We start from the raw sequence: 22,758 nt of genomic DNA on the forward strand, positions 1-22,758 counted from the left end.
GGGGCTCAGTACAGGTCGGTGCGCCGGTCGCGCAGGTAGGTGTTGACGAGGCGCGCCTCGCGCAGCGCCTCGGGGTCGGCGGTGAAGGTCAGGAGGCGCTCGTCGCGCCCGGCCTGGGCCACGACGTCGCCGTCGGGCCCCGCGGCGGTGCTCAGGCCGCAGTACTCGAGCGAGGTCTCGCGGCCGCAGTGGTTGGTGTAGGCGATGTAGAGCTGGCTCTCGAAGGCCCGCACCGGCACGACCTGTTCCGCGATGCGGCCGAACGGCTCCATGAGGCCCGTCGGGATCAGGAGCAGGTCGGTGCCCGCCTCGGCGTGGGCGCGCACGGCCTCGGGGAACTCGACGTCGTAGCAGATGAGCAGTCCGCAGGTGAGCCCGCCGAGCGGGAACGTCACGGGCAGTTCGTCGCCGGGCGCGAAGGCGTTGCGGTCGAGGTCGCCGAAGAGGTGCGTCTTGCGGTAGTGCGCGAGTTCGGTGCCGTCGGGCGCGACCACGGTGGCGGCGTTGAACACCCGGTCGCCGTCCCGCTCCGCGTAGCCGCCGACGACCGTGAGGTCGTGGCGGGACGCGATCGCGGTGAGCGCGTCGTGGTACTCGCCGCCGCGGGGGCGCGCCAGCCGCGCCACCTCGGCCCCGATGTCGTAGCCCGTCACCGACATCTCGGGGGTGACGAGCAGACGCGCGCCGCTCTCCGCGGCACGGGCCGCGGCACCGTCGATCGCCGCCAGGTTCCGCGCGACGTCCGGCTCGGGCCCGAGGCCCTCCGGCCCCTGGTACATCGCGACGGTGACCGTCATCGCGCGTCCTTCGCGAGGTCGACGTCCTGCCGCAGCCGCGAGTGCTGGTAGCCGTAGACGAAGTACACGACGAGTCCCACCGCGGACCAGACGGCGAAGGCGATCCACGTGCGGGCCTCGAGTTGCAGCATGAGGTATCCGCAGAAGCCGATGCCCAGCACGGGGATCAGCGGGAACAGGGGCGTCTTGAAGGCGCGGGGCAGATCGGGTCGGTTGATCCGCAGCAGGATCACGCCGACGTTGACCAGCGCGAACGCGAAGAGGGAGCCGATCGACGTGGCGTTCGCGAGCTCACCGAGGGGGACGAGACCCGCGAGCACGGCGATGACCACGCTGACGATCACGATGTTGCGGACCGGCACGAAGGTGCGGGGGTTGACCTTGGCGAAGACGCGGGGGACCAGGCCGTCGCTGCCCATCGTGTAGAGGATGCGGCTCTGGCCGTACATGACCGCGAGCACCACGCTGGCGATCGCGATCACCGCGCCGATGGAGAGGATCACGGAGGGCCAGGTCTGGCCGGTGACGTCCGTGAGGATCTTCGCGAGGGAGGCTTCGGACCCGCCGAACTCCTGCCAGGGCATCGCTCCGACCGCCGCGAGCGCGACCAGGCAGTAGAGCACGGTGATGATGCCGAGCGACAGGATGATCGCGCGCGGGAGGTCGCGGGTGGGATTCTTCGCCTCGTTGCCCGCGGTCGACGCCGCGTCGAAGCCGATGTAGGAGAAGAAGACCATCGCCGCGGCGGCGGTCATCCCGTGGGTGCCGAAGGGCATGAACGGGCTGAGGTTGCCCGACTCGAAGGCGGTGAAGGCGATGGCGCAGAAGAAGACGAGGACGCACACCTTGAGGACGACCATCGCGGTGTTCAGGCGGGCGCTCTCGGTCGCGCCGCCGACGAGGACGATGCAGGCGAGGGCCACGATGACCATGCTCGGGATGTTCACGATGCCGCCGTCGCCCGGCGGGGCGGCGATCGCGGTGGGGAGTTCCACGTCGAAGAGGGTGCGGAGGAGTTCGTTGATGTACTGGCCCCAGCCGACGGCGACGGCCGCCACGGAAACGCCGTACTCGAGGAGCAGGCACCAGCCGCAGATCCAGGCGAAGAACTCGCCGATGGTGGCGTAGGCGTAGGAGTACGAGCTGCCGGACACCGGGATGGTGCCCGCCATCTCGGCGTAGGAGAGCGCGGAGAACAGCGCCGTGACCGCCGCCAGGATGAACGCGACGATGACCGCCGGCCCGGCCTTGGGGGTCGCCTCGCCGAGGATCACGAAGATGCCGGTGCCGAGCGAGGCGCCGATCGACAGGGCGGTGAGGTGCCCGAGTCCCATCGAGCGCTTGAGCTGCGGCCCGTCGTGCGCGGCGGCGCTGTCGGCGAGGATGCGATCGACGGACTTCCGGGCGAACAGACTCTCGGTGAAGGTGCTCATCGGGCGTTCACCGCGAGCACGGACAGCAGCTCGTAGGCCACGTGGGCCGCCGCGACGCCCGTCAGCTCGGCGTGGTCGTAGGGCGGCGCGACCTCGACGACGTCGGCGCCGACGACGTCGGTGCCGACGAGCGCGCGCAGCGTGTTGAGCAGCTCGCGGCTCGTCATGCCGCCGGCCTCGGGGGTGCCGGTGCCGGGCGCGTGCGCGGGGTCCAGCACGTCGATGTCGACGGAGACGTAGACGGGGCCGCCGGCACCGTCGGGCCCGGCGAGGCGCCGGCGCATGCGCTCGATCACGCTGGCCAGGCCGTCGTTCTCGTAGTCGTCGGAGCGCACCACCTGGAAGCCGAGGACGCCGTCCGCGGTGAGGTCCTGCTCGCCGTAGAGCGGGCCGCGGATGCCGATGTGCATGGAGCGCTCGAGGTCGATCAGCCCCTCCTCGCTGGCCCGCCGGAACGGGGTGCCGTGCGTGAACGGCGCGCCGAAGTAGGTGTCCCAGGTGTCGAGGTGCGCATCGAAGTGCAGCACCGCGACGGGGCCGCGGTCGGCGGCGACGGCGCGCAGGATCGGCAGCGCGAGCGTGTGATCGCCGCCGAGGGTGAGCACCTTGGACCCGGCGCCGCGCAGGCGCGTGATCTCGGCCTCGACGGTGCCGAGGGCCTCGACGATGTCGAACGGGTTCACCGCGAGGTCGCCGGCGTCGGCGACCTGGTGCACCGCGAAGGGGGAGACGTCCAGCGCCGGGTTGTAGGGCCGCAGGAGCTTCGACGACGCCCGGATGTGCCCGGGGCCGAACCGCGCGCCCGGGCGGTAGCTCACGCCCGAGTCGAAGGGGATGCCGAGGACGGCGACGGCGGCACCGTCGACCTGATCGAGGCGGGGCAGGCGGGCGAAGGTCTCCGGCCCGCAGTAGCGGGGGACGAGGCTCGCATCCACCGGTCCGCGGGGCTGAGACGGGCGCTGGGTTTCGTCGGACACGGATGGATCCTCTCGCAGGGGCTGCTTTTGTGGGCCGGATCACATAGTGTGGGACATCGACCGACTTGTCAACTCGAGTTTCCTGAAAGGAAACATCTGTTGGATGCAGCTGCTCCGGGGGCGGATGCCGTTCCCGCCGTGCCGGATCAGGTGGGTGCGTCGCTGAAGGCCGCGCGCCGCGCCCGCCGCCTCACGCTCGCGGACATCGCGGAGCGGGTCGGGGTCACGAAGGGCTACCTGTCGAAGGTCGAGCGGGGCCTCGCGGCGCCGTCGATGGCCGTCCTGGTGCGGTGGTGCGAGGTGCTCGACGTGCCCGTCGGGTCGCTGTTCGACGGTGGCGCCGCGGGCTCGATCGTGCGCGCGGACGCCTACCCGCCGGTGCGGTTCGGCGGCGACGGACTGTCCGAGTTCCTGCTCACGCCGTCGGGCGAGCGGCGGGTTCAGGTGCTGCTCAGCGACATCGCGCCCGGCGGGGGGAGCGGCGACGAGGCCTACGCCCTTCCGGCGGAGGTGTCGTTCGTGCTGGTGCAGCAGGGCGCCCTGCGGCTCGCCTTCCCGCCCGAGCCGGGCGTCGAGCTGGGGGTCGGCGACGCCATGACCTTCGATCCGGCTCGGCCCCACGTCTTCGCGGCCGGTCCGGACGGTGCCCGGGTCCTCTGGGTGATGGCCCCGGCCCTGCCCGCCGGGGAGCGCCGCTAGGCCCCGTCGTGCGCGCCGGAGGGCGCCGCGGCGGCGTGCGATCCGGCGCGCCGGCCGGAGAAGATGCAGTCGGCCAGGGAGAGTCCGCTGACGTACGAGTTCGAACAGATCCCGACGGCGGTGCGGCCCGCGGCGAACAGCCCGTCGACCGTCGCGCCCGCCGCGGTGCGGACGGCACCCGAGTCCTCGTCGACGACCAGGCCGCCCAGGGTGAGCATCGGCATGGGATAGGTCATCCGGTCCGTGAACGAGATGTCGAGCAACGTGAACGGCGCCGCGACGGCGGGGCGGCGGAGGTCGTCCGGTTTCCCCAGCGGGTCGGGCCGGCCCTGCGCGATCGCGTCGTTGTGCGCGTCGACGGTGCGCCGCAGCCCGGCGGGGTCGACGCCGGCGCGGCGCGCGGCCTCCTCGACGGTGGGCGCGGAGACGCTCCCGATGCGGAGCAGCCGCTCGAGCTGGAGCCGCTGGAACCAGACCGTCTGGTCGCCCAGCTGCTCGCGCGCCCGCGCCGCCAGGTCGGCGTCGACGAGCAGCCACGCGCGGTGTCCGGGCGCCTCGGCGATGGCGGCGCCCAGCGCGGCGCCGTAGCGGGACTCGTCGACCATCCGCCGTCCGTCCACGTCGACGGCGAGCGCGCCGAGGTAGGCGCTGGGCGGGGCGATGAACCGCCAGTTCGACAGCGAGTCCATCCGGTCCGTCGCGCCGCCGACCGAGCGGCCCAGTTCGATGCCGCTCCCGTCGTCGCCCGCGGTGCCGAGTGGGAGGCCCTGTGCCCAGGGGTAACCCGGCGCGTGCTCGCGCACCATCGCGCCGTTGGCGATGAAGCCGCCGGTGCTCAGGACGACGCCGGATCGGGCCCGGATCCGGATCGGCCGGCCGTGGCGGTGCTCGATCCGGTCCAGCAGTCGCTGCATCGCCGCGCGCAGGCCCTGGTGGTAGACGCCCGGCTTCGCCGAGATCCGGGTGAGGACGGCGAACCGTCGGCGGACCGCGGACGGCGCGTCCTCGATCGTGACCGCCTCGACGCCCACGACCCGGCCGTCCTCCACGACGAGGCCGGTCACCCGCGTGCCGGTGCGCACACGGACGCCGTGGGCGGCGGCCGACGCGGCGAGCGGGCCGTAGAGCTTCTTGCCCGAGACGCCGGGCCCGTGGGCGCGATGGCCCCGCTGGCGGGGCGTCGCCGCGTCGCGGAAACCGCCGGAGTTCTCGCTGCCCGAGAAGTACAGGTAGTAGTCGTCGGTGGGGTACGAGGTTTTGAACGGGCACAGCGACGGGTCGAAGGGCACGCCGTGATCCATCAGCCAATCGATCATCGCGGGGGACTGCTCGCAGAAGCGCCGGAGCGTCTCCTCGGACACCACGTCGCCCACCTCGCGACGCAGGTACGAGAACATGTTCTCCGTGTCGTCCTCGACGCCGGCGGCCCGCTGGATCCGCGTGCCGCCGCCCGCGTAGACGATGCCGCCGGAGAGGTTCGTCGCGCCGCCGCCGAGGTAGCGGTCGAGTGCGAGCACGTCGGCCCCGGATTCGCGGGCAGCCAGTGCTGCGGCGGCTCCGGCGCCGCCGTATCCCACCACCACCACGTCCGCCGTCGCGTCCCAATCCTGCGCCATGGCCGGACTATAACGTGTTCTACATCCTCCCGGGTCGGTTCCCGACGAAGGTCAGTTCCCGGTGAACCGAGGCGGCCGCTTGTCGAGCATCGCGGCGACGGCCTCGTGATGATCGGCCGTGGAATGCGCGATGGTCTGCATCGCGGCGGAGAGCTCGAGCAGCGCGTCGAGGCTCTGGTGCTGTCCCTCCCGGAGCAACCGCTTGGTCATCCGCAGCGCCTGCGGCGGATTCGCGGCCACCCGGTCCGCGAGGGCGCGGGCCGCGGCGTGGAGCTCGTCGGGCTCGACGACGCTGGACACCATGCCCCACTCGAGGGCGGTCGCCGCGTCGACGGCCTCGCCCGTGAGTGCCATCTCCGTCGCCCGGGCCATGCCGACGATCCGCGGGAGCAGCCACGCGCCGCCGTCGCCGGGGATAAGGCCCACCTTGACGAAGCTCTCGGCGAAGACGGCCTTCGTGGACGCCACGCGCAGGTCGCACATCATGGCGAGGTCGCAGCCCGCGCCGATCGCCGGGCCGTTCACGGCCGCCACCGTCGGGACTTCGCAGTGGTAGAGCGCCCGCGGGATGCGCTGGATGCCGTGCCGGTAACCCTGCCGCTGCTGCGCCGCGGTGCCGCCGAACATGCCCTCCTTGTCGCGCATGTGCTTGACGTTGCCGCCCGAGCTGAACGCCGAGCCGGCGCCGGTGAGGATCGCGACCCGCACCTCGTCGTCGCGGTTCACCGCGTCCACCGCGCGCTCGATCGCCTCGATCATCGCCTCGTCCGAGACGGGGTTCCGCGCGGCGGGGTCGTTCAGGGTCCAGGTGACGACGGGGCCGTCGCGCTCGATCAGGAGTGGTTCGGTCATGGGGAGACCCTATGCGCTCCGGACGCGCGAGGGAGGCGCGCCGAACTCCGCCGTGAACGCGGCGGTGAACGCCGCGGGCGTCGCGTAGCCGAGGCGGCCGGCGGTCTCCGTGACCGTCGCGGTGCGCAACATCGGCAGCGCGGCGAGCAGCCGCGCCCGACGGCGCCACGCGGCGGGGCTCGACCCGGTCGCGGCCCGGAACCGGGCCGTGAACGAGCGCTCGCTCCGCCCGCACCGCGCAGCCCACTCGGCGTTGCCGACGGCGACATCCGGTGCGGTGAGATAGTCGCGGCACAGCGCGCGCAACTCCTCGTCGGCGGGGAGCGGAACGTGGAGCGGGAGCGGTGCGAGCGCGGCGATCTCGTGCAGGAGGAGCGCCGCGACGGCCCCGTCGCGGCCCGCCTCGTCGTACTCGGCGTCTGCGTCGACGGCCGCGAGGAGGAGCTCGCGGAGCAGGGGCGTCACGTCGACCACGGTGCAGCGGGACGGCCACCACGGCGCCGCCGCCGGCTCGACGTACAGGCTGCGCGTGCTCACGCCGGAATAGCGGACGCCGTGCGGCACGCCCGGCGGGATGAGCACGGCGCGGTCGGTCGGAACGGACCACGCCCCGTCGTCGGTGTCGACCTCCATGACGCCCGTCGCGGCGTACAGGAACTGGGCGCGCCGGTGGTGGTGCCGGGCCTGCGCGTAGCCGTCGGGATAGTCCGTGCCGACGGCGAGAACGTCGCGCGGAAGGTCCTCCAGCGCGGCGACGGGAACGTTCCGCATGCGCGCCAGACTACCGATACTCAATGATCTGATGCCGACCATCGATTGCCGGTAAGTACGCGATCCGGTGGACTCGGAGCAGTGAGTGCACTGATCCTGGTTCTGGTCGGCATCGCCTCGGGCGTCACGACGGCGCTGTTCGGCTTCGGCGGCGGCTTCGTCGCGGTGCCCGTCCTGGTGTGGGCGGACGCCGCCCTCGGCGACGACGCCCCACGCGTCGCGGTGGCCACGTCGTCGGTGCTCATGGTGGTCGCCGCCGCCGTGGCGACGGCCTCCACGTCGCGCACCGTGCTCGCCGAGCTGCGGGGGAGCGGGCGCCTGCTCGGCCTGCTGGCGCTCGGCGGCGCGCTCGGCGCGGTGGCGGCACGGCACGTCCCCGGCGACGTCATCGCCGTCGGCTTCGTCGCCTACCTCCTGCTGACCATCGCGGCGGTCACCGCCCGGCCCGGGGTCCTCCAGGCGGGGGCCGACGGTGCGCGGCCGCTTCCGGCCGGTGCAGGCCTCCCGATCGGCGCGGTCGCGGCCTTCCTCGGGGTGGGAGGCAGCGTCGTGACGGTGCCGCTGATGCGCCGCAACGGTCACCGCATGGCGGTGGCGACGGCGCTGGCGAACCCGCTGACGCTCGCGGTGGCGCTCCCCGCGACGGCGGTCTTCCTCCTGCTCTCCGGCGGACGGCCCGTCGGCGCCGGGGCCGGATTCGTGGGCGCCGTGGACGTCCTCGCCGCCGCGGCGCTGCTCGCCGGGTCGCTGCCGGTGATCGTGTTCCTGCGCCGCCGCGGCCCGCGGCTGTCCGATCGCGCGCACGCCCGCTGGTACGTCGGGCTGCTCGTAATGGTCGCCGTGGCGATGACCGCGGCGCTGTTCCGCTGACGGGTCAGGCGGGCCAGTCGACGGCGAACCGTCGCGCGAGGACGCGTTCGCCGGCCGGGGTCACGCGGACGGCGCGGTACGTAGGGAGCCGCTCCGCCCAGCCGGCGGCGAAGAAGCGGTCGCACAGCGCGCGGCCGGCGCCGCCCGCGAGATGGTGCCGCGTCTCCGTCCAGTCGATGCAGTACCGCACGAGGGGACGGGAGGCACCGTCGGGCAGCGCGACCCCGAGGTCGGCGAGGAAGGCGCGCCCGTCGGCGGTGAGCCGGTAGTCGAGCTCCCGGCCGGCGGACGCGGGGTGGTCGGCACCGTCGTCGTGGAACAGGCCGTCGCCACCCGTGATCCGGCCGTGGTCGAGGAGCGAGCCCATGATCGCCACGCCGAGCCGCCCGGCGAAGTGGTCGTAACAGGTGCGGGCGGTGCGGAGCCGCTCGGCGCGGGTGGACGCCTTGAGCGTGGCGACCGGCTGCGGCGGCGCGAGCGCGGCGAGGCGTTCGACGAGGTCGGCGACCTCGGGTCCGGCGATCCGGTACCAGCGGTTCCGGCCCTCCGCGCGCACGGCCAGCAGCCCACCGTCGACCAGCTTGCGCAGGTGGCCGCTCGCGGTGGGGCGGGAGACGCCCGCCTCGTCGGCGAGGACGCCGGCCGCGAGCTCGCGGCCGCCCAACAGGGACAGCAGGATCCGGCTGCGCGTGCGGTCGGCGAAGAGCTCGCCGACACCCGCCAGGTCCGCGTCACCCGACATCGCAGAGGTCCTCTCGCCGGCTCGTCGTGGCGCCGATGCTGGTGGCCACCCCGACCACGAGTATGGCCGCGGCTACGGCGAAGGTCAGCGATAGCGCCGTCGAGGAGCGGCCCGTGGCGTTGTCGAGGGCGCCGAACCCGGCTACACCGAGCGCGCCGCCCGCCTGGCGGGCGCAGTTGAGGACCGCGCCGGCGAGGCCCGCGTGCTCGGGTGGCGCGGCGGCCAGCGCGACCGAGGTCATGGCGGGCATCGCGAGCGAGGCGAGGCCGACGAGGCCCATGCCGGTGACGATCGCACCGGGGTGCGACGCTCCGGCCGAGACGACGAGCGCGCCCACCGCCGCGCACGTGAACCCGGCGACCATCGGCGGACGCGGGCCGGTGCGCGCGGTGATGAAACCACTGGTGGTGGAGCCGAGCGCCACGACGATCGTCATCGGCAGGATCGCCGCCCCGGTCTGCAGGACGGTGAGGCCGTGCACGTCCTGGAGGGCGAGGCCGACGACGAGGAGGGCGCCGTACAGCGCGGAGTTGAACACGAAGCCGGTCAGGACCGCCCCGCGGAACTGGACGCGGGCGAGCATGTCTCGCGGGATCATCGGATCGCCGACCGACCGTTGTGCGGCCACGAAAGCCCAGCCCGTCGCGGTGGCGGCCGCGGCGAGGATGGTGGTGGGTGCGACGCGGCCCTGGCCGAGTTCGATGAGCGCGGCGGTACCCAGCGCGAGCGTCGCGGCGCCGAGCGCCGCGCCGCGGACGTCGAGTCGGCGGGCGTGGCGCGACGAGGCCGGCACGGTGCGCGCGGCCGCGATCCCCGCGAGGATCGCGATGGGAGCGCCGACCCAGAAGGCGGCCCGCCACCCCGAGCTGGTCGCGAGGAGACCGCCGATGGGCGGCCCGGCGGCGAAGCCCGCGCTCGCGATCCCGCCCCACACCCCCAGCGCGCGGGCCCGCTCCGCCGGGCCGGGGTAGAGCTCGCCGATCATCGCCAGCGAGCTGGGCAGGATCATCGCCGCCGCGACCCCCTGGACGATGCGCGCCCCGATCAGGACGGCCCAGCCCGGTGCGAGCGCGCACGCCGCGGTCGCCAGCGCGAACAGCGCGAAGCCGAGGGTGCAGACCCGCCGCCGCCCGAACCGGTCGGCAGCCGATCCGGCGATGAGCATCAGGGCGGCGAACGGGATCGCGTACCCGTCGACCGCCCACTGCGCGAGCCCGAGCCCGCCGCCCAGGTCGCGGGACATGGACCCCAGGACGACGTTGACGACGGTGGCGTCGAACTGGATCAGCCCGAACGCGACCGACAGGGCGAGGAGGGCGACGGTGCGCCGCCGGGCGGGATGCATGTCCCCAGCCTGGTGCCGAAACGGTTCGGCCCCCGCCGAACTGTTCCGCCGGACGATTCCCTCCGGAGACGACGAAAGCCCCGGCCGGGGCCGGGGCTTTCGTGCTGGAGCGGGCGACGGGAATCGAACCCGCGTAGCTAGTTTGGAAGACTAGGGCTCTACCATTGAGCTACGCCCGCGTGCGCCGCTTCCGGCGCGCGAGACATGTTACGGCATGCGACCCGCGGGACGGAATTCTCCCCGCCCGACGGGTCGCCGCGAGGATCAGCGGAAGCCCTCGATGTGGTCGCACGCCCAGCTCGCGTAGCTCCGGGCCGGGCGGCCCAGGATCCGGGACACCGCGTCGGTGGGTCGGGACGGATGCTCGGCGGCGACCTCGAAGGACCGCAGCATCGCATCGACCGCGGGCGCGGGCACGCCGACCGCCGCGAGCCGCCGGCGCACCTCGTCCGGCTCGATGGGCCGCACGTCGAGGGGCGTGCCCAGTGCCTCCGCGACCACCGCCAGCTGCTCGCGGGAGCTCAGCGCGTTCGGACCCGTCAGGTGCAGCGGACCGTCGGGCTCGGGCGTGCCGAGCAGGAGCGCTGCGGCCACGTCGGCGACGTCCCGCTCGTCGACCGGTGTCATCGGGACGTCGAGGTACGGCGCCTCCGCGAACCGGGCGGCGCGCACCGTCGGGCCCCACCAGTGCAGCGTGTTCAGTGCGAACGGGACAGGGCGCAGCACGTGGCGCGTGCCGTCGAAGCGACTGCTGACCTCCTCCAGCGCGCGATGGTGCGCGCCGGTCGGGCTCTGCGAGTCGGTCACCGAGGCGGTGGACAGGTGCACCAGGCGACCGGTCCCGGTGGCGTTCGCGGCATCGACGAGCTCGGTGAGGCGCTCCTCCTGGTCGGTGCCCAGCGCGGACGCGACGATCAGCAGCGCCGAGCAGCCGTGGAGTAGAGCTGCGGCCGGATCGGTCGGGCGCACCACCTCCACCGCGTCGGGCAGGCCCGCCGTGTCCGGCGTCCGACTCGTCGCGCGGACTGCGGCACCGCCCGCGACGAGCTGCTCCACCACGCGCCGCCCGATCACGCCGGTCGCGCCGGTCACCAGGATCATGTGGCTCCCATCGGTCGGGCGAAACGTCGTTTCCCACCCTACGGAAGGCGAGCCGGGGTGAAGTTGAAAAGAGTGCATCCGCAATGCAGGATGAGTGCCGTGAATCCCGACGGAACCGGCAATCAGCCCAGCTACGGCCCCGATGGTCAGTGGGCGCGGCCCGCTGATCCGCAGCAGGGCGACCCGCAGTACGGGTACCAGCAGCCGGGCCCGCCGCAGTACCCCTCCGGCGACCCGTGGGCGCAGCCGTACGGCCAGCCGCAGCCCGGGTATGCCCAGCAGGGATACCCGCAGGGCTACCCCCAGCAGGGATACGGGCAGCCCGGCCCCGGCTGGGGCGCGCCCGCGCCCGAGGTGAAGGTCGGGATCGTCGCGCTGCGCCCGCTCGACCTGGGCGACATCTACGGCGGCGCGATGGCCGCGATCCGAACCAACCCGGGCGTCATGGTCGGGCTGACGGCGGTGCTCGTTCTGGTCACGCAGGTGATCACCTTTCTGGCGCAGATCCCGTTGACGCGCATCCCAGTCGATCCGGACGCCGAGGCAGACGAGTTCCTCGGTGACCTCGCCGCGGCCTCCGGTCTCAGCATCGGTGTCGGGCTCATCGCGGGCATCGCCACGCTCTTCCTCACGGGCGTCCTGACAGTCGCGGTCGCGCGCGCGGTGATGGGGGAGCGGACCAGCTCCGGCGAGGCGGTGCGGGCGATCGGTCCCCGCCTGCTGTCGCTGATCGGGCTCAGCCTGCTGCAGTTCCTCATCTTCCTCGTGCCCACCGCGCTGGTGGTCGGTCTCGTCGTCGTCATCGCGGTGGCGGCGGGCGATGCGGGTCCCGTCGTGGCGATCCTCGTCGCGTTCCTGCTGTTCCTCGTGCTGATCGTCGGATTCCTGGCGCTCCTGCCGACGGTCTCGCTCGCGTACCCGGCCGTCGTCCTCGAGCGGGCCGACCCGATCACGGCACTGAAGCGCGGCTACGAGCTGCAGCGGCCGGGCTTCTGGCGGGTCCTCGGCATTCTGCTGCTCACCTACCTCATCGCCGGCATCATCACGATCGTCATCTCGCTCCCGTTCGGCGTCGTCAGCGTGATCGTCGACGACGGTGCCGGGCTCGAGAACCTCGCGGGCACGACGGTGACGGGGCTCGCCCTTGCGGGCGTTGGTGCAGCGATCGCGCAGGTCCTCACGGCGCCCTTCCTCGCTGGCGTGCAGACGCTGCTGTACGTCGATCAGCGGACGCGCAACGAGCAGTTCGACCAGGTGCTCCGCGACGAGGCGATCCGCCGCTGGCAGACCGGCGTGCCGGGCATCCCGACGGACGCGCTGTGGCTGCAGAAGCCGCGGGCCGCACCGTCGACCTGGTACTGACCGACCTGGTACTGCCCCGGAACGGCCTCAGGCGCGTTCGCGCGCCACGATCCACCGGCTCACCGGGGTCCGCAGCACCAGGTCCACGAAGAGCAGCGACATCGCGAGCACGACGACCGACAGGGTCGCGGTGCGCAGCAGCGCCGACGCGGGGAACCAGGTGCCCAGCAGCTCGAAGAAGCCGGCCTTACTGAGGATGTCGAGCATGAGCGGGTGCACCGCGAACACGCCGAACGCGCGGATCGTGGCGTAGGAGACGACGCGCTCGCCGACGGCCCGCCCGGAGGCGCGCAGGTCGTCCCACATCATCGCGGCCAGCCAGATCAGGATCGTCGCGGCGACGTACCACGGCAGGTAGAGCGGATTCCACGCCGCGGTGGCCGTCTCGGGCACGACGCCGGGCTCGGTGTCGCGCAGGTAGATGACGAGACTGAAGGCGCCGGCCGCCAGGCACACGGCGATCAGCCGCAGCGCGTGCGATCGGAGCCACGGGCCGACCTTCTCGTAGTGCTGCGCGGCGAGCATGCCCATCGCGACGAACAGCACGTACATGGGAAGCAGCTTCCACAGGTGGTTGAAGAGCGTCTCCCACGGCTGCCCCGGCGGGCGGGGCGTGTACTGATAGAACGCGAAGAACCCGAGCTGGATCGCGCCGGCGCTGAGCAGCACCGTCCACGGATGGCGCTCGAGCTTGTGCGCGAGCTTCTGCAGCGCGGGGAAGAACAGGTAGATCTGCATCGAGATCAGCAGGAAGTACAGCTGGTACTTCGCGTCGCCGGTGAACGTGGTGCGGGCGAGGTCGCCCAGCCAGCGCCCGGGCGACGGGAACGGATCGCCGGCGATGAGCAGGTGATCGGTGATCGAGTAGACGAGGGTCCACACCAGGTACGGGCCGACGATGAGCCCGAAGCGCTTGCGCCAGAACTCGCGGGCCGTCATGGTCCTGCCGCGCATGCTCAGGACCAGGACGAACAGCGTCACGGCGACGAAGCCGTACCGGGTGAGGTGCAGCGCCGCGGAGATGAGCCCGGTCTGCCGGATCACGTCGGGGGTGTAGTTGATCGTGGTGACGCAGTGCGCGATCACGACGCCGAGGAACAGCAGGACGCGAGTGAGGTCGGCGGTCTGCTCGCGTTTCGGCTTCGCCGGCGCCTTCTGGGGCGCGGCGACCTGCGGCGTCTTCGTCGTTTCGATGGTGGGCACCACCCTGGTGTCGTGCAAGGGCTGAGCGTCTTCACCCCGGGCTGTCGTCGTGTTTGTTTCGGTATCCTACGTGACACTCCTGCAAGAATCGGACAAGGGGCGCATCCGCCCGTGTCCGATCACGACGCCGTGGAAGTCACCGGGCGGTGATGAGCGGGATGGCCTGTTCGTCCACGGTCCACGCCCCGTGATGGCCCAGCATCCGCGACTCCATCGGCTCCTGACTGGGCGTGACCAGCACCGATCCGCCCTGCGCCACGGCGAGGACGTGACCGATGCGGTGCGCGACCACCGGGTTCGGGGGCGTGGGGCCGAACCAGTGCTCGTCGAGCGCCTGCTCGCGGGTCACCACGTGCGCGTGGGGTCCGAGCGTCTCGGACCAGCGCGCCAGGACGTCGTCGACGTGGTGCCCCCGCGCGAGGTAGACGTGTCGCACCCGCGCCTCGCCGGCGATGATCCGGACGCCGCGGTGCAGGGCCGGCAGCACGTCGAGGTTCACCAGCGATTCGGCCTGGATCATCCCGTGGTCGCCGGTCGCGAGGACGGTGCACGTCGCGGGCAGGTCTGCCAGGAGGTCCGCGAACATCGCGTCGACGGCGCGCAGCACGCCGAGCCATTCGGGGGATCCCGGTCCGTGGACGTGCCCGGCCGCGTCCAGCAGGCCCGTGTAGGCGTACGCGAACCGTCGGGTCGCGGAGTCGTGCCGGGCCACCTCGAGCACGCCCGCGCGGACCTCGTCGAGGTGCGACGCCGGATGCAGGACTCCGGCGGCGCGGAACGAGGCCCGGGTCAGGCCGGAGGTCTCCTGGTAGGCGGGCACCACGTAGTGGATCTCGGCGCCCGCGTCCGCGAGGTCCTCGAGGCGGCTGCGGCGGCGTTGCAGCTCGCGCGGCGGGTGCGATTCCCGGGCGTCGGGCCCGCTCGCCCCGTCGATGGTCCAGCGCAGTGAGTTGAACAGGCGCCGGCCGTGCTCGTCGGGCACGCCGAAGCTGTAGCCGACGATGCCGTGCGCCGCGCACGGCGCGCCCAGGGCGAGGCTCGACAGGCTGCTGGCCGTGGTCGCCGGGAAGCCCGCGTTGAGCGTCGAGCGCACGTGGGCCGCGAGCGTCGGCGCGTCCTCGGCGTGGCGGCGCAGGAGCTCCGCGCCGAGCCCGTCGATGAGCAGTAGGACCACGTCCCGTTCGACCGTCAGGCCCAGCGGATTCTCCCCGGCGATGCCGAAAGCGCTACAGACCGAGGGCAATACGTCGGAGAGCATGCCGGTCATCCGTCGATCGTAACGCTCGCAAAGGCGCGCCGAGGCGGGAACGGCGGCGTGTGACGCGCTCTCCGGCGCGGCCGCCCTAGGTGATCGCGGACGGGATGAGCGCGGCGACGCCGTTCTCCACGAGCAGGGCCTGATCGTCGTTGACGCGGGTCAGCGGGAAGCGGTCGCCGTAGGTTCGCACCACCTCGTCGATCATCGCCGGGGGATACGGCGGGAGCGCACCGTCGGCGTGCGGGATGACGACGGTGTCGACCAGGCCCAGTCCGGTGTAGTCGGTGACGCCGGGCGCGTCGGCGGGGTCGTCGAGCGGCGCCACGGGCTCGACGTTCGGTCCGGCCACGACGGAGCCCGCGCTGAGCCCGACGTAGGGGAGGCCCGCGCGGACCCGGGCCTTGAGCACCTCGCCCGTGCCGTTGCCCTGCAGCGCACCGAGGAGGACGAAGGTGTGGCCGCCGGAGAGGTACACGGCGTCGACGGTGTTCAGGTCGGAGTCGAAATCGGCCGCGTCCGTGTACTTCGCGAGGGTCATCCGAGTCAGCCGGAACCCGAGATCGGTGAGCTGGGTCCACTCGAACGAGCCGAACGGCTGGTCGGCGTACGGCGCGCCCGCGTCGTCGATGAAACCGATCCGCAGGCCGCTCGGTTCCCGCCCGGTGTGCCGGCGCAGGAAGTCGGGGAGGGCGCCCGCGTTGAGGGACAGCAGCAGCAGATTCACGAACGCGACGCTACGGGGACGGCGCTGCCCGCGGCCCCGGTCACCCGGAGTGTGAGCCGGTCGCGGTCCGCGGCCGGCTACTCCCCGTGCAACAGAAGAGGGAGAAGTCTACCCTTGTGGCAGCAGTGGTAGCAGTGACGATGATGCGGAGGTCCGGATGCGCGCACGATTCGTGCCCGCGGTGGTGGCGGGCTGCTGCGCGCTCCTCGCGGGTTGCTCCGCGACGGTGTCCGGGAACGGCGCCGGCGTCACGGTGATCCGCGGCGGCGTCGGCCCGGGCATCGCCACCCCCGCACCTGCCACGCCCGCGCCGGTCACCACCACGACGACCACGGCACCGTCGACCAGCAGCGCGCCCGCGTCGGGTGCCGCCGCCACGGCGATCGCTCTGCCCGACAACGGGAACGGCTTCACCTTCATTCAGACCCGCAGCGGGCGCACCCGCTGTCAGATCAGTGAGAGCAGCGCGGGCTGCCAGCTCGTCTTCGACCAGCCGCGGCCGCGGACCGAATCGGGCGACGAGGCCAACGGCGTCAACGTGACCAGCGACGGCGAGCTGTCCTACGTGCTCGGCAACCTCGGCGCCATCGACCCGGTGACGCTCGACTACAAGACCTACACCGCGCGCGGATGGTTCATCGTCGCCAACGAGTACGGCACGGCGTTCACCAACCGCACCACCGGTCACGGGATGGTGGTGAGCACGCGCGGCGCGGAGACCTTCTAGCGCGGCGTCGTGATCACCACGACGGCCTCGGCGCCGTTCGCGGTGGCGAAACGGTGCGGCCCGTCGCTGGTCCACGAGTGCGAATCGCCCTGCTGCAGAGTCTGTTCGGTGCCCACTGGGCCGACGGTGAGGGCGCCGTCGGCCACGGTGAGGTGCTCCCGGACGGCCGGGCCGTGCCCGGGTGAGACGTGATCGGCGCCGGCGGGGAACTCGAGGCGGAAGACCTCGACCGTGACGTGCGGCAGGTGGCGGACCGAGAGCAGGACGGTGCGCATGCCGCCATCGGCGACGCTGTGCGCGCCGGGGGACTCGCCGACCAGGGCCGTCAGTGGCACGTCGAGCGGACCGCAGAGCGCGTAGAGCGTCTCGACCGTCGGGTTGCGGCCACCCGCCTCGATCTCCGAGAGCGAGCCCTTGCCCACGCCGGCGCGGCGCGCGAGCTCGGACAGGCTGAGCCCGCGCTCGGTGCGCAGCTCGCGGAGGCGTCGGCCGACGTCGGGGGAGGGCATGGCCCCATGCTACGTTCTGTTCATGGAACGTTCTGAGAACGGAACGATGGTGCCGGTCGGCGCCGGCATCGTGACCGCCCTGGTCGGATACACCTCCGCCTTCGCGGTCGTGCTCGCCGGGTTGCGGGCGATGGGCGCGAGCCCGGGCCAAGCGGCGTCGGGCCTCCTGGCCGTGACGGTGACCATGGGCGCGGCGTCCGCGCTGCTCTCGTGGCGCTACCGGATGCCCATCATCAGCGCCTGGTCGACGCCGGGCGCGGCGCTGCTCGCCACGACCGGCGCCGTCGCGGGCGGCTGGCCGGCGGCCGTGGGGGCCTTCGTGGTGTGCGGCGTGTTGTTCGTGCTCACCGGGCTGTGGCCGGCGCTCGCGCGCTGGGTGCAACGGATCCCCACGCCGATCGCCCAGGCCATGCTTGCGGGCGTGCTGCTGCCGCTCTGCATCGCGCCGGTCACCTCGCTCGCGAAGCATCCGTGGGCGGTCGCACCGGTGCTGGTGGTGTGGCTGGTGCTGCTCAAGCTCCGCCCGCGGTGGGCGGTGCCGCTGGCCTTCGTGGCCGCGCTCGTCGTGATCGCCGTTGCCCTCGTGCGCGACGATGCCGTCCCCGCCGTTGCGGAGTTGGTGCCGCACGTCGAGTGGACCACCCCGTCGATCACGCTGCAGGCCCTCACCGGCGTGGTGCTGCCGCTCTACATCGTGACGATGGCCTCGCAGAACATCCCGGGTGCCGCTGTCCTCGCGAGCTACGGGTACTCAGTGCCGTGGCGGCCCTCGCTCGCGGTGACCGGCGTCGGCAGCGTCCTCGGTGCCCCGTTCGGCGGGCATGCGATCAACCTCGCCGCGATCAGCGCCGCGCTCGCCGCGGGACCCGATGCGGGTGAGGACCGCTCGCGGCGGTGGATCGCCGGAGTCTCCTCGGGTGCCGCGAATCTCGTTCTCGGCGTGCTGAGTACGGGCTTGACCGCCGTGGTGCTGGCCGCGCCGGAGGGAGTGATTCAGGCGGTGGCCGGCGTCGCGCTCGTGGGCGCCTTCGCCGCCGCGTGCGCCGGTGCCATGGCCGACGAGTCCGCGCGCGTGCCCGCGGCCGTCACGTTCATCGTCGCCGCATCGGGCACGACGGTGGCGGGCGTCGGCTCCGCCTTCTGGGCTCTGGTCGTCGGGATCGTCGTGAGCCTACTGTTGCGTCAGGATGGGCTCAGCGGAACGCGTGGCGCCACACAGAGCTGACGGCGTAGCCAATGCCGGAGCCTGGATGGCCGGCCCGAGACGTCGCCACGTCGGCGGCGAGCTGGCCGGTCCAGTCGCGTAGCTCCCCCGCTACCCAGCCGGGTTGTCGACCGGCCCGTACTTCGCCGAGAGCAACCCGAAAGAGGCCGGACAGTCGCACGAAGCGGGCTTTGTGGTCTGGTTGGGAGTTGAGGTATGTGGCGCAGTCTGCCGCAAGCCGGTCGATGGCACCCTGAGCTTCACTCCACGTGCTGACGGTGCTAGCTGGTGCCGATCCGACTGCCAATTGGCCTTCGATCTGGGTCGACTTGACCCGTACCTCGGAGATCGATGTTGTGCACGTCTCTCGATCTTTCGATTCGTTCTGAGCCCCTGCAATATACACCGCTACGTAGAGCCCCAGTATTCCGACTGCGACACTCCAGCATATGCTTGCCAGCGTCCAGTCTTTGGGCGAACCTGCGGTGTCCTCAGAATCTTCCGCGCTCATGACGATCCTTTTGGTCGCGGATGTGGTTGTGGTATCTGCTCACAGCTACTTTTCGCCCCCCTGGCAATGCGAGTCGTCTACAGCGATCAATATCTCGCTACGCTTGAGAGTGTCGGCCGAGCTAACTACTATTTTGCCACGCCTTTCTCTTGGCGAAGCTGCGCATGCGCGCCCCGAGTCTACGGTGCCACGGAGAGATATTGTATGAACCTCTCCACTTGGGATGTCGCCGAATCGGGTGTTGCTCGGAGTGCCAGAAAGGCGGCGGAGTTCTGTGTTCTTGCCAGCTGTTGCTTGAATCTCGTTGACGGCGTCCTCCGGATCGAATCCGGGTGGAAGTGTCGCAGAAATTCGCACGTCGTGTTCCGTAGTGTCGGTCCTATTCCAGATGGAAGTCCAAACTTCGAACGAGGATGCATCTTTCGGGATGGATAGATAGCCGACCATTGGATCGTCTCCCGTCCGTGCAAATACTTGCACGGGTACGGTCGCGGCGACCGCTCGAAATCGGAATCTTATGACACCTGTGCATCCTGGTCCGCTACGTAGCAACCCGGACCCGAAGTTGTCGCGACATCCGATCAGTACTCCGTCTCCAATGAGCTTCTCGAGATCGACCGGAATGGTTGGAAGTGATGAATCTTTGAACGCTGCGAAGGCTGAACCCTCGACGGGCTTAATGCTAAGTCGGGTATAGGACGCGACGCCGATCTGCGAGAAGACGTAGCCCGGTAGAACCGTAGGCGAGCTAAGGTGTGCGGAGATGGATTCGGCGCTGTCGACCGATTCGGGGAGGTTCACTCTTAGTACTGTGTCCGTGGGGACGGTTTGAGTATCGGATGTGTCGACGTTGTCGTTGTTGAAATTGACGGAGATTTGATACTCCGATCCTGATCGTAGAATCCGAGACGTGTCATAGTCCCTGGATTGTGCGTTGTCGATTCGACGAATCTGAACGAACCTGGTCTCGTCGTATTCTTCTGTCACACGCGAGTTGAGTACTGCGCGACCCGGCAGTGTTTCATCGTTGAACAATAGTCGGTTCGGTCCCCAGGTATCGAATCGAGAGCCTGTGTCCACGGCGGATCGGTCGGCGCTGTTCGACTTCGCCTGCGTGCCGAGTGTGTCTGTAAGTGCGAGGACCGCGACTGTTAGTAGAACTATCAAAGGGATCGCGTCGCGTCGGAGGTAGGTGATGGCGATCGCGTACAGTCTTAGGAGTCCATCCATCTGATTCTGTGCTTTCTTAAATCATGTTTGGCGGCTGCGAGATCTAACCAAGGGTGACTTGGCGCATTTGGTACTTCAAGGTACTCCGCCAACCATGCGCGAGTTGCCAAACAGTGTGAATCAAAGTTCGGCCACGCGGCAGCGTAAGGCAAACAAGTTGGTTGAGATTGCGACGGCTTTAGAACCTGCGACCCTTCGTTTTCGCAGCGAATGTGCGTGTAGGTGACGCGTAAATCCTCGCGTGCCTGCCGTTGTCACGTTCATCGTCGCCGCATCGGGCACGACGGTGGCGGGCGTCGGCTCCGCCTTCTGGGCTCTGGTCGTCGGGATCCTCGTGTACGTGATCCTGGGAGTCCGCCGGTCCCTAGACGCGTGATTCGGCGTTCGGCTTCGACGACGACGCGGTCGTCGTCGTGGTCGAGGACGTGGTCGTCGGCGTCGTCGTGGTCGTGCTCGTCGTCGTGGTCGTCGTGGTGGTGCTCGACGTCGGCGTCGTCGAGGTGCTGGTCGGCGAGGTCGGCGTGCTGGTGGGGCGCGGCACGGTCGAGGTCGTGGTCCGCGGGACCTCCGTCGGCCGCGTCAGCGGCGCGGGGCCGACCCGGTCGGACGGGCGCTCGGCCAACGCCCGCGCCGTGGTCATCGCGCCGGGATTGTCGGCCGTCGGACCCGCCGTGGGGCCGGCACCGTCGTCCCCGCCCGTGCCGTTCACGGCGATCGCACCGCCGAGCGCGATCGCGGCGACCGCGAGCGCTCCTGCGACGGCGACCGACCGCTTGCGGCGCTGGCCGGCGGGGGCGCCCTGGGTGTGGGGCTGGGTGGGCGCGGTGGATCCGATGGGTGCCGGCGTCGCGGGTCGCGTGATCGTGCGCGGCTCGACGGTGCGGCGGACCGTCGGGGCGTACGCGGCGGAGCCGCCGGTCCGGGGCCGGCGCGCCGGGGACAGCCGGGCCTGCGTGATCGCGTCCGCGAGCTCGCCGCCATCGGCGAAGCGCCGCCGCGGCTCCTTCGCGAGCGCCCGCATGATGACGTCGTCGACGGAGCCGGGGACCCACTCCGGAAGCGCCGGCGGCTCCTGGCGGATGTGCTGGACGCAGAGCGCGACCGCGGTCTCCGCGGCGAACGGCGGGTGGCCGGTGAGGCATTCGTAGCCGACGACGCCGAGGGAGTAGACGTCGGAGGCGGCGGTGGCGTCCTCGCCGGAGGCCTGTTCGGGGGAGATGTACTGGGCGGTGCCCATGACCATGCCGGTCTTGGTGACGGGTGCGGCGTCGACGGCTTTGGCGATGCCGAAGTCGGTGATCTTGACCTGCCCGGTGGGGGTGATGAGGATGTTGCCGGGTTTGACGTCGCGGTGCACCAGGCCGGCGGTGTGCGCGACTTGGAGGGCGCGGCCGGTCTGTTCGAGGAGGTCGAGGGCTTGGGCTTGGCTGAGGTGGCCGAGGCGGCTCAGGACGGCGTTGAGGGGTTCGCCGTTGACCAGTTCCATGACGAGGTAGGCCAGGGGTGCATCGCCGGCTTGGTCGGCGGTCTCGCCGTAGTCGTAGACGCCGGCGATGCCGGGGTGGTTGAGGGCGGCGGTGGTGCGGGCCTCGTTGCGGAAGCGGGCGAGGAATTCCTGGTCCTCGGAGAATTCCGCTTTGAGTACCTTGACGGCGACGCGGCGGTCGAGCCGCGTGTCCATCGCCTCCCACACCTGGCCCATGCCACCGGTGGCGATGAGCCGGAGGAGTCGGTAGCGGCCGGCGAGTGCGGTTCCGCTGCGCATGGCTGGTCCCTCCTGCGTCGGGATCGTCGCTGGTGCACGGGCTCGGGGCGCCGATGGACGGCGGGCGCATCATCGGCACGGCACCGCGCACGACGGATCGGGGTACGGCTGGTCGTCGGGCATATCGCCGCGGGCGGTCGAATCGTTACCGAACGCCGTCGGCGCGGACGACTGCTGCATCCTCATTCTCTGTCGGGATGACAGGATTTGAACCTGCGACCCTTCGCTCCCAAAGCGAATGCGCTACCAAGCTGCGCCACATCCCGTGATCACTCGCGCGACCAGGTAAGAGAGTACCCGTGGTGAGGACCCCGACTACGCCCGCGTCGATGTGAGCCCTCCGGCTCCGGCCCGGCTCGAACGGGCGGCCACCCTCACCATCGCGGGTAGGTCGCGTCCTTACCGGGTAGACGCGACGTGGGCGGAGTCGGCACCGACGCTACGGGCGCTGCCGCGGAGCGGGCAATCGCTTTTCCGCGGGGTGGGCAGCGCGAGTGAGTCGGATCTACTGTTCATCTCATGGTCCTGAGCAGCGACGTGGGTACCGGCTACCTCATCCGGCAGCCCGAGGACCGCGACGCCCGAGCGCTCGCCGACGTGCACGTCCGCGTTTGGAAGGCGACCTATCCCGGGCTGGTGGACCGTGCGAAGCTCGACGCCCTCACCGTGGCGGCCGGGGAGGAACGGTGGCAACGGATCATCGGCGGCCTGGATCGCCAGGAGTCGGAGGGCGTCCGGACTCGCTGCGCTGTGCACACGGCGACGGGGAGGATCATCGGGTTCGCGACGGGCGGCCCCGCGCGCGACGTCGGCGCACCGTCGACCACGCAGCTCTGGTCCTTGAACGTCGTACCGGGCCACCACGGCACGGGGGTGGCTACGGACCTCATGGACGCGGTGATCGGGGAGCGCGGGGCGTACCTGTGGCTGGCGACGGGCAACACGAGGGCGCTCGCCTTCTACCGCAAGCACCGGTTCGAGCTCGACGGTGCCGTGCAGCTCGACGAGGAGTGGTCGTGTCACGAGTCGCGGATGGTCAGACCTGACCTTTGTTAACGACTC

22 protein-coding genes and 2 tRNA genes are annotated in these 22,758 nt (G+C 71.3%); 7 read left to right on the plus strand and 17 right to left on the minus strand.

What is annotated here, in order from left to right; all coding sequences use genetic code 11:
- Positions 1–5: 5 nt before the first annotated feature.
- From BLW32_RS09130 to speB, 3 genes are read right to left on the minus strand one after another with little or no spacing between them, the layout of a single operon-like run.
- The gene (locus BLW32_RS09130; RefSeq protein ID WP_068742563.1) at positions 6–797 is read right to left on the minus strand and encodes a carbon-nitrogen hydrolase family protein; all 792 of its coding nucleotides are present in this window, start codon (positions 795–797) and stop codon (positions 6–8) included.
- Positions 794–2,230 carry an amino acid permease gene (locus BLW32_RS09135; RefSeq protein WP_068742562.1) on the minus strand — a complete coding sequence of 479 codons (1,437 nt, stop codon included), beginning with the start codon at positions 2,228–2,230 and terminating at the stop codon, positions 794–796. The genes BLW32_RS09130 and BLW32_RS09135 overlap by 4 nt, the downstream gene beginning before the upstream one ends.
- A complete protein-coding gene (speB, locus tag BLW32_RS09140) occupies positions 2,227–3,207 on the minus strand; it encodes an agmatinase (protein WP_068526472.1) in 981 nt (326 codons plus the stop codon). The genes BLW32_RS09135 and speB overlap by 4 nt, the downstream gene beginning before the upstream one ends.
- A 96-nt stretch (positions 3,208–3,303) precedes the next feature.
- Here speB and BLW32_RS09145 point away from each other — a divergent pair, with 96 nt between their 5' ends.
- Positions 3,304–3,906, plus strand: coding sequence for a helix-turn-helix domain-containing protein (locus tag BLW32_RS09145; RefSeq protein ID WP_068742685.1), 603 nt, complete (start codon positions 3,304–3,306; stop codon positions 3,904–3,906).
- Here the strand turns inward: BLW32_RS09145 and BLW32_RS09150 are convergent.
- From BLW32_RS09150 to BLW32_RS09160, 3 genes are read right to left on the minus strand one after another with little or no spacing between them, the layout of a single operon-like run.
- Positions 3,903–5,522 carry an FAD-binding protein gene (locus BLW32_RS09150; RefSeq protein ID WP_068742561.1) on the minus strand — a complete coding sequence of 540 codons (1,620 nt, stop codon included), beginning with the start codon at positions 5,520–5,522 and terminating at the stop codon, positions 3,903–3,905. The two genes, BLW32_RS09145 and BLW32_RS09150, sit on opposite strands and share 4 nt — an antisense overlap.
- A gap of 51 nt (positions 5,523–5,573) precedes the next feature.
- On the minus strand, positions 5,574–6,374 hold the full coding sequence (locus BLW32_RS09155; protein WP_068526474.1) for a crotonase/enoyl-CoA hydratase family protein: 801 nt from the start codon (positions 6,372–6,374) through the stop codon (positions 5,574–5,576).
- 9 nt (positions 6,375–6,383) lie between these two features.
- On the minus strand, positions 6,384–7,145 hold the full coding sequence (locus tag BLW32_RS09160) for a helix-turn-helix domain-containing protein (protein ID WP_068742560.1): 762 nt from the start codon (positions 7,143–7,145) through the stop codon (positions 6,384–6,386).
- 81 nt (positions 7,146–7,226) lie between these two features.
- Here BLW32_RS09160 and BLW32_RS09165 point away from each other — a divergent pair, with 81 nt between their 5' ends.
- Positions 7,227–8,015 carry a sulfite exporter TauE/SafE family protein gene (locus BLW32_RS09165; RefSeq protein WP_197467618.1) on the plus strand — a complete coding sequence of 263 codons (789 nt, stop codon included), beginning with the start codon at positions 7,227–7,229 and terminating at the stop codon, positions 8,013–8,015.
- 4 nt (positions 8,016–8,019) lie between these two features.
- Here the strand turns inward: BLW32_RS09165 and BLW32_RS09170 are convergent, their stop codons facing one another.
- From BLW32_RS09170 to BLW32_RS09185, 4 genes are all read right to left on the minus strand, one after another.
- Positions 8,020–8,757, minus strand: coding sequence for an ArsR/SmtB family transcription factor (locus tag BLW32_RS09170; protein ID WP_068742559.1), 738 nt, complete (start codon positions 8,755–8,757; stop codon positions 8,020–8,022).
- On the minus strand, positions 8,747–10,159 hold the full coding sequence (locus tag BLW32_RS09175; RefSeq protein WP_269451243.1) for an MFS transporter: 1,413 nt from the start codon (positions 10,157–10,159) through the stop codon (positions 8,747–8,749). Before BLW32_RS09175 ends, BLW32_RS09170 begins: the two co-directional genes overlap by 11 nt.
- A gap of 48 nt (positions 10,160–10,207) precedes the next feature.
- Positions 10,208–10,281 (minus strand) — tRNA-Gly (locus BLW32_RS09180).
- Positions 10,282–10,366: 85 nt separating this feature from the next.
- Positions 10,367–11,203, minus strand: coding sequence for an NAD(P)H-binding protein (locus BLW32_RS09185; RefSeq protein WP_068742557.1), 837 nt, complete (start codon positions 11,201–11,203; stop codon positions 10,367–10,369).
- Between the two features lie 99 nt (positions 11,204–11,302).
- On the opposite strand from BLW32_RS09185, the gene BLW32_RS09190 reads away from it, so the two are divergent.
- Positions 11,303–12,565 carry a DUF7847 domain-containing protein gene (locus tag BLW32_RS09190; RefSeq protein ID WP_139286118.1) on the plus strand — a complete coding sequence of 421 codons (1,263 nt, stop codon included), beginning with the start codon at positions 11,303–11,305 and terminating at the stop codon, positions 12,563–12,565.
- Between the two features lie 27 nt (positions 12,566–12,592).
- On the opposite strand, the gene BLW32_RS09195 is transcribed toward BLW32_RS09190, so the two are convergent.
- From BLW32_RS09195 to BLW32_RS09205, 3 genes are all read right to left on the minus strand, one after another.
- Entirely contained in the window at positions 12,593–13,786 is a 1,194-nt protein-coding gene (locus BLW32_RS09195; protein WP_225535535.1) for an acyltransferase, read from the minus strand.
- A gap of 118 nt (positions 13,787–13,904) precedes the next feature.
- Positions 13,905–15,035: an alkaline phosphatase family protein gene (locus BLW32_RS09200; protein WP_068742555.1), complete on the minus strand. Its 1,131-nt coding sequence runs from the start codon at positions 15,033–15,035 to the stop codon at positions 13,905–13,907.
- Positions 15,036–15,111: 76 nt separating this feature from the next.
- Complete coding sequence (locus BLW32_RS09205; RefSeq protein WP_068526480.1) at positions 15,112–15,750, minus strand: Type 1 glutamine amidotransferase-like domain-containing protein; 639 nt, start codon at positions 15,748–15,750, stop codon at positions 15,112–15,114.
- Between the two features lie 157 nt (positions 15,751–15,907).
- Between BLW32_RS09205 and BLW32_RS09210 the strand changes: the two genes are divergently transcribed.
- Entirely contained in the window at positions 15,908–16,477 is a 570-nt protein-coding gene (locus BLW32_RS09210) for a hypothetical protein (protein ID WP_068742554.1), read from the plus strand.
- Here the strand turns inward: BLW32_RS09210 and BLW32_RS09215 are convergent.
- Entirely contained in the window at positions 16,474–16,986 is a 513-nt protein-coding gene (locus BLW32_RS09215; protein WP_068526482.1) for a helix-turn-helix domain-containing protein, read from the minus strand. The two genes, BLW32_RS09210 and BLW32_RS09215, sit on opposite strands and share 4 nt — an antisense overlap.
- Before the next feature lie 22 nt (positions 16,987–17,008).
- On the opposite strand from BLW32_RS09215, the gene BLW32_RS09220 reads away from it, so the two are divergent.
- The gene (locus BLW32_RS09220; protein WP_068742553.1) at positions 17,009–18,211 is read left to right on the plus strand and encodes a benzoate/H(+) symporter BenE family transporter; all 1,203 of its coding nucleotides are present in this window, start codon (positions 17,009–17,011) and stop codon (positions 18,209–18,211) included.
- A gap of 535 nt (positions 18,212–18,746) precedes the next feature.
- On the opposite strand, the gene BLW32_RS27000 is transcribed toward BLW32_RS09220, so the two are convergent.
- Positions 18,747–19,931 carry a hypothetical protein gene (locus tag BLW32_RS27000; RefSeq protein WP_139286120.1) on the minus strand — a complete coding sequence of 395 codons (1,185 nt, stop codon included), beginning with the start codon at positions 19,929–19,931 and terminating at the stop codon, positions 18,747–18,749.
- 241 nt (positions 19,932–20,172) lie between these two features.
- Here BLW32_RS27000 and BLW32_RS27005 point away from each other — a divergent pair, with 241 nt between their 5' ends.
- Positions 20,173–20,307, plus strand: a complete 135-nt coding sequence (locus tag BLW32_RS27005) for a hypothetical protein (RefSeq protein WP_331923182.1) — start codon at positions 20,173–20,175, stop codon at positions 20,305–20,307.
- On the opposite strand, the gene BLW32_RS09230 is transcribed toward BLW32_RS27005, so the two are convergent.
- Both BLW32_RS09230 and BLW32_RS09235 read right to left on the minus strand, forming a co-directional pair.
- Entirely contained in the window at positions 20,296–21,696 is a 1,401-nt protein-coding gene (locus BLW32_RS09230; protein WP_068742552.1) for a protein kinase domain-containing protein, read from the minus strand. The two genes, BLW32_RS27005 and BLW32_RS09230, sit on opposite strands and share 12 nt — an antisense overlap.
- Positions 21,697–21,888: 192 nt before the next feature.
- Positions 21,889–21,962 (minus strand) — tRNA-Pro (locus BLW32_RS09235).
- A gap of 253 nt (positions 21,963–22,215) precedes the next feature.
- On the opposite strand from BLW32_RS09235, the gene BLW32_RS09240 reads away from it, so the two are divergent.
- On the plus strand, positions 22,216–22,752 hold the full coding sequence (locus BLW32_RS09240; protein ID WP_068742551.1) for a GNAT family N-acetyltransferase: 537 nt from the start codon (positions 22,216–22,218) through the stop codon (positions 22,750–22,752).
- The last annotated feature ends 6 nt before the right edge of the window (positions 22,753–22,758 follow it).

Origin of the sequence: Tsukamurella tyrosinosolvens (genome assembly GCF_900104775.1) — a bacterium.
GTDB classification, from domain to species: Bacteria; Actinomycetota; Actinomycetes; order Mycobacteriales; family Mycobacteriaceae; genus Tsukamurella; species Tsukamurella tyrosinosolvens.

Coding starts and splice junctions, on each gene's coding strand:
- BLW32_RS09130 (WP_068742563.1), bottom strand. CDS start 797: ATGACGGTCACCGTCGCGATGTACCAGGGGCCGGAGGGCCTCGGGCCC.
- BLW32_RS09135 (WP_068742562.1), bottom strand. CDS start 2,230: ATGAGCACCTTCACCGAGAGTCTGTTCGCCCGGAAGTCCGTCGATCGC.
- BLW32_RS09150 (WP_068742561.1), bottom strand. CDS start 5,522: ATGGCGCAGGATTGGGACGCGACGGCGGACGTGGTGGTGGTGGGATAC.
- BLW32_RS09155 (WP_068526474.1), bottom strand. CDS start 6,374: ATGACCGAACCACTCCTGATCGAGCGCGACGGCCCCGTCGTCACCTGG.
- BLW32_RS09160 (WP_068742560.1), bottom strand. CDS start 7,145: ATGCGGAACGTTCCCGTCGCCGCGCTGGAGGACCTTCCGCGCGACGTT.
- BLW32_RS09170 (WP_068742559.1), bottom strand. CDS start 8,757: ATGTCGGGTGACGCGGACCTGGCGGGTGTCGGCGAGCTCTTCGCCGAC.
- BLW32_RS09185 (WP_068742557.1), bottom strand. CDS start 11,203: ATGATCCTGGTGACCGGCGCGACCGGCGTGATCGGGCGGCGCGTGGTG.
- BLW32_RS09200 (WP_068742555.1), bottom strand. CDS start 15,035: ATGACCGGCATGCTCTCCGACGTATTGCCCTCGGTCTGTAGCGCTTTC.
- BLW32_RS09210 (WP_068742554.1), top strand. CDS start 15,908: ATGCGCGCACGATTCGTGCCCGCGGTGGTGGCGGGCTGCTGCGCGCTC.
- BLW32_RS09215 (WP_068526482.1), bottom strand. CDS start 16,986: ATGCCCTCCCCCGACGTCGGCCGACGCCTCCGCGAGCTGCGCACCGAG.
- BLW32_RS09220 (WP_068742553.1), top strand. CDS start 17,009: ATGGAACGTTCTGAGAACGGAACGATGGTGCCGGTCGGCGCCGGCATC.
- BLW32_RS27000 (WP_139286120.1), bottom strand. CDS start 19,931: ATGGATGGACTCCTAAGACTGTACGCGATCGCCATCACCTACCTCCGA.
- BLW32_RS09230 (WP_068742552.1), bottom strand. CDS start 21,696: ATGCGCAGCGGAACCGCACTCGCCGGCCGCTACCGACTCCTCCGGCTC.
- BLW32_RS09240 (WP_068742551.1), top strand. CDS start 22,216: ATGGTCCTGAGCAGCGACGTGGGTACCGGCTACCTCATCCGGCAGCCC.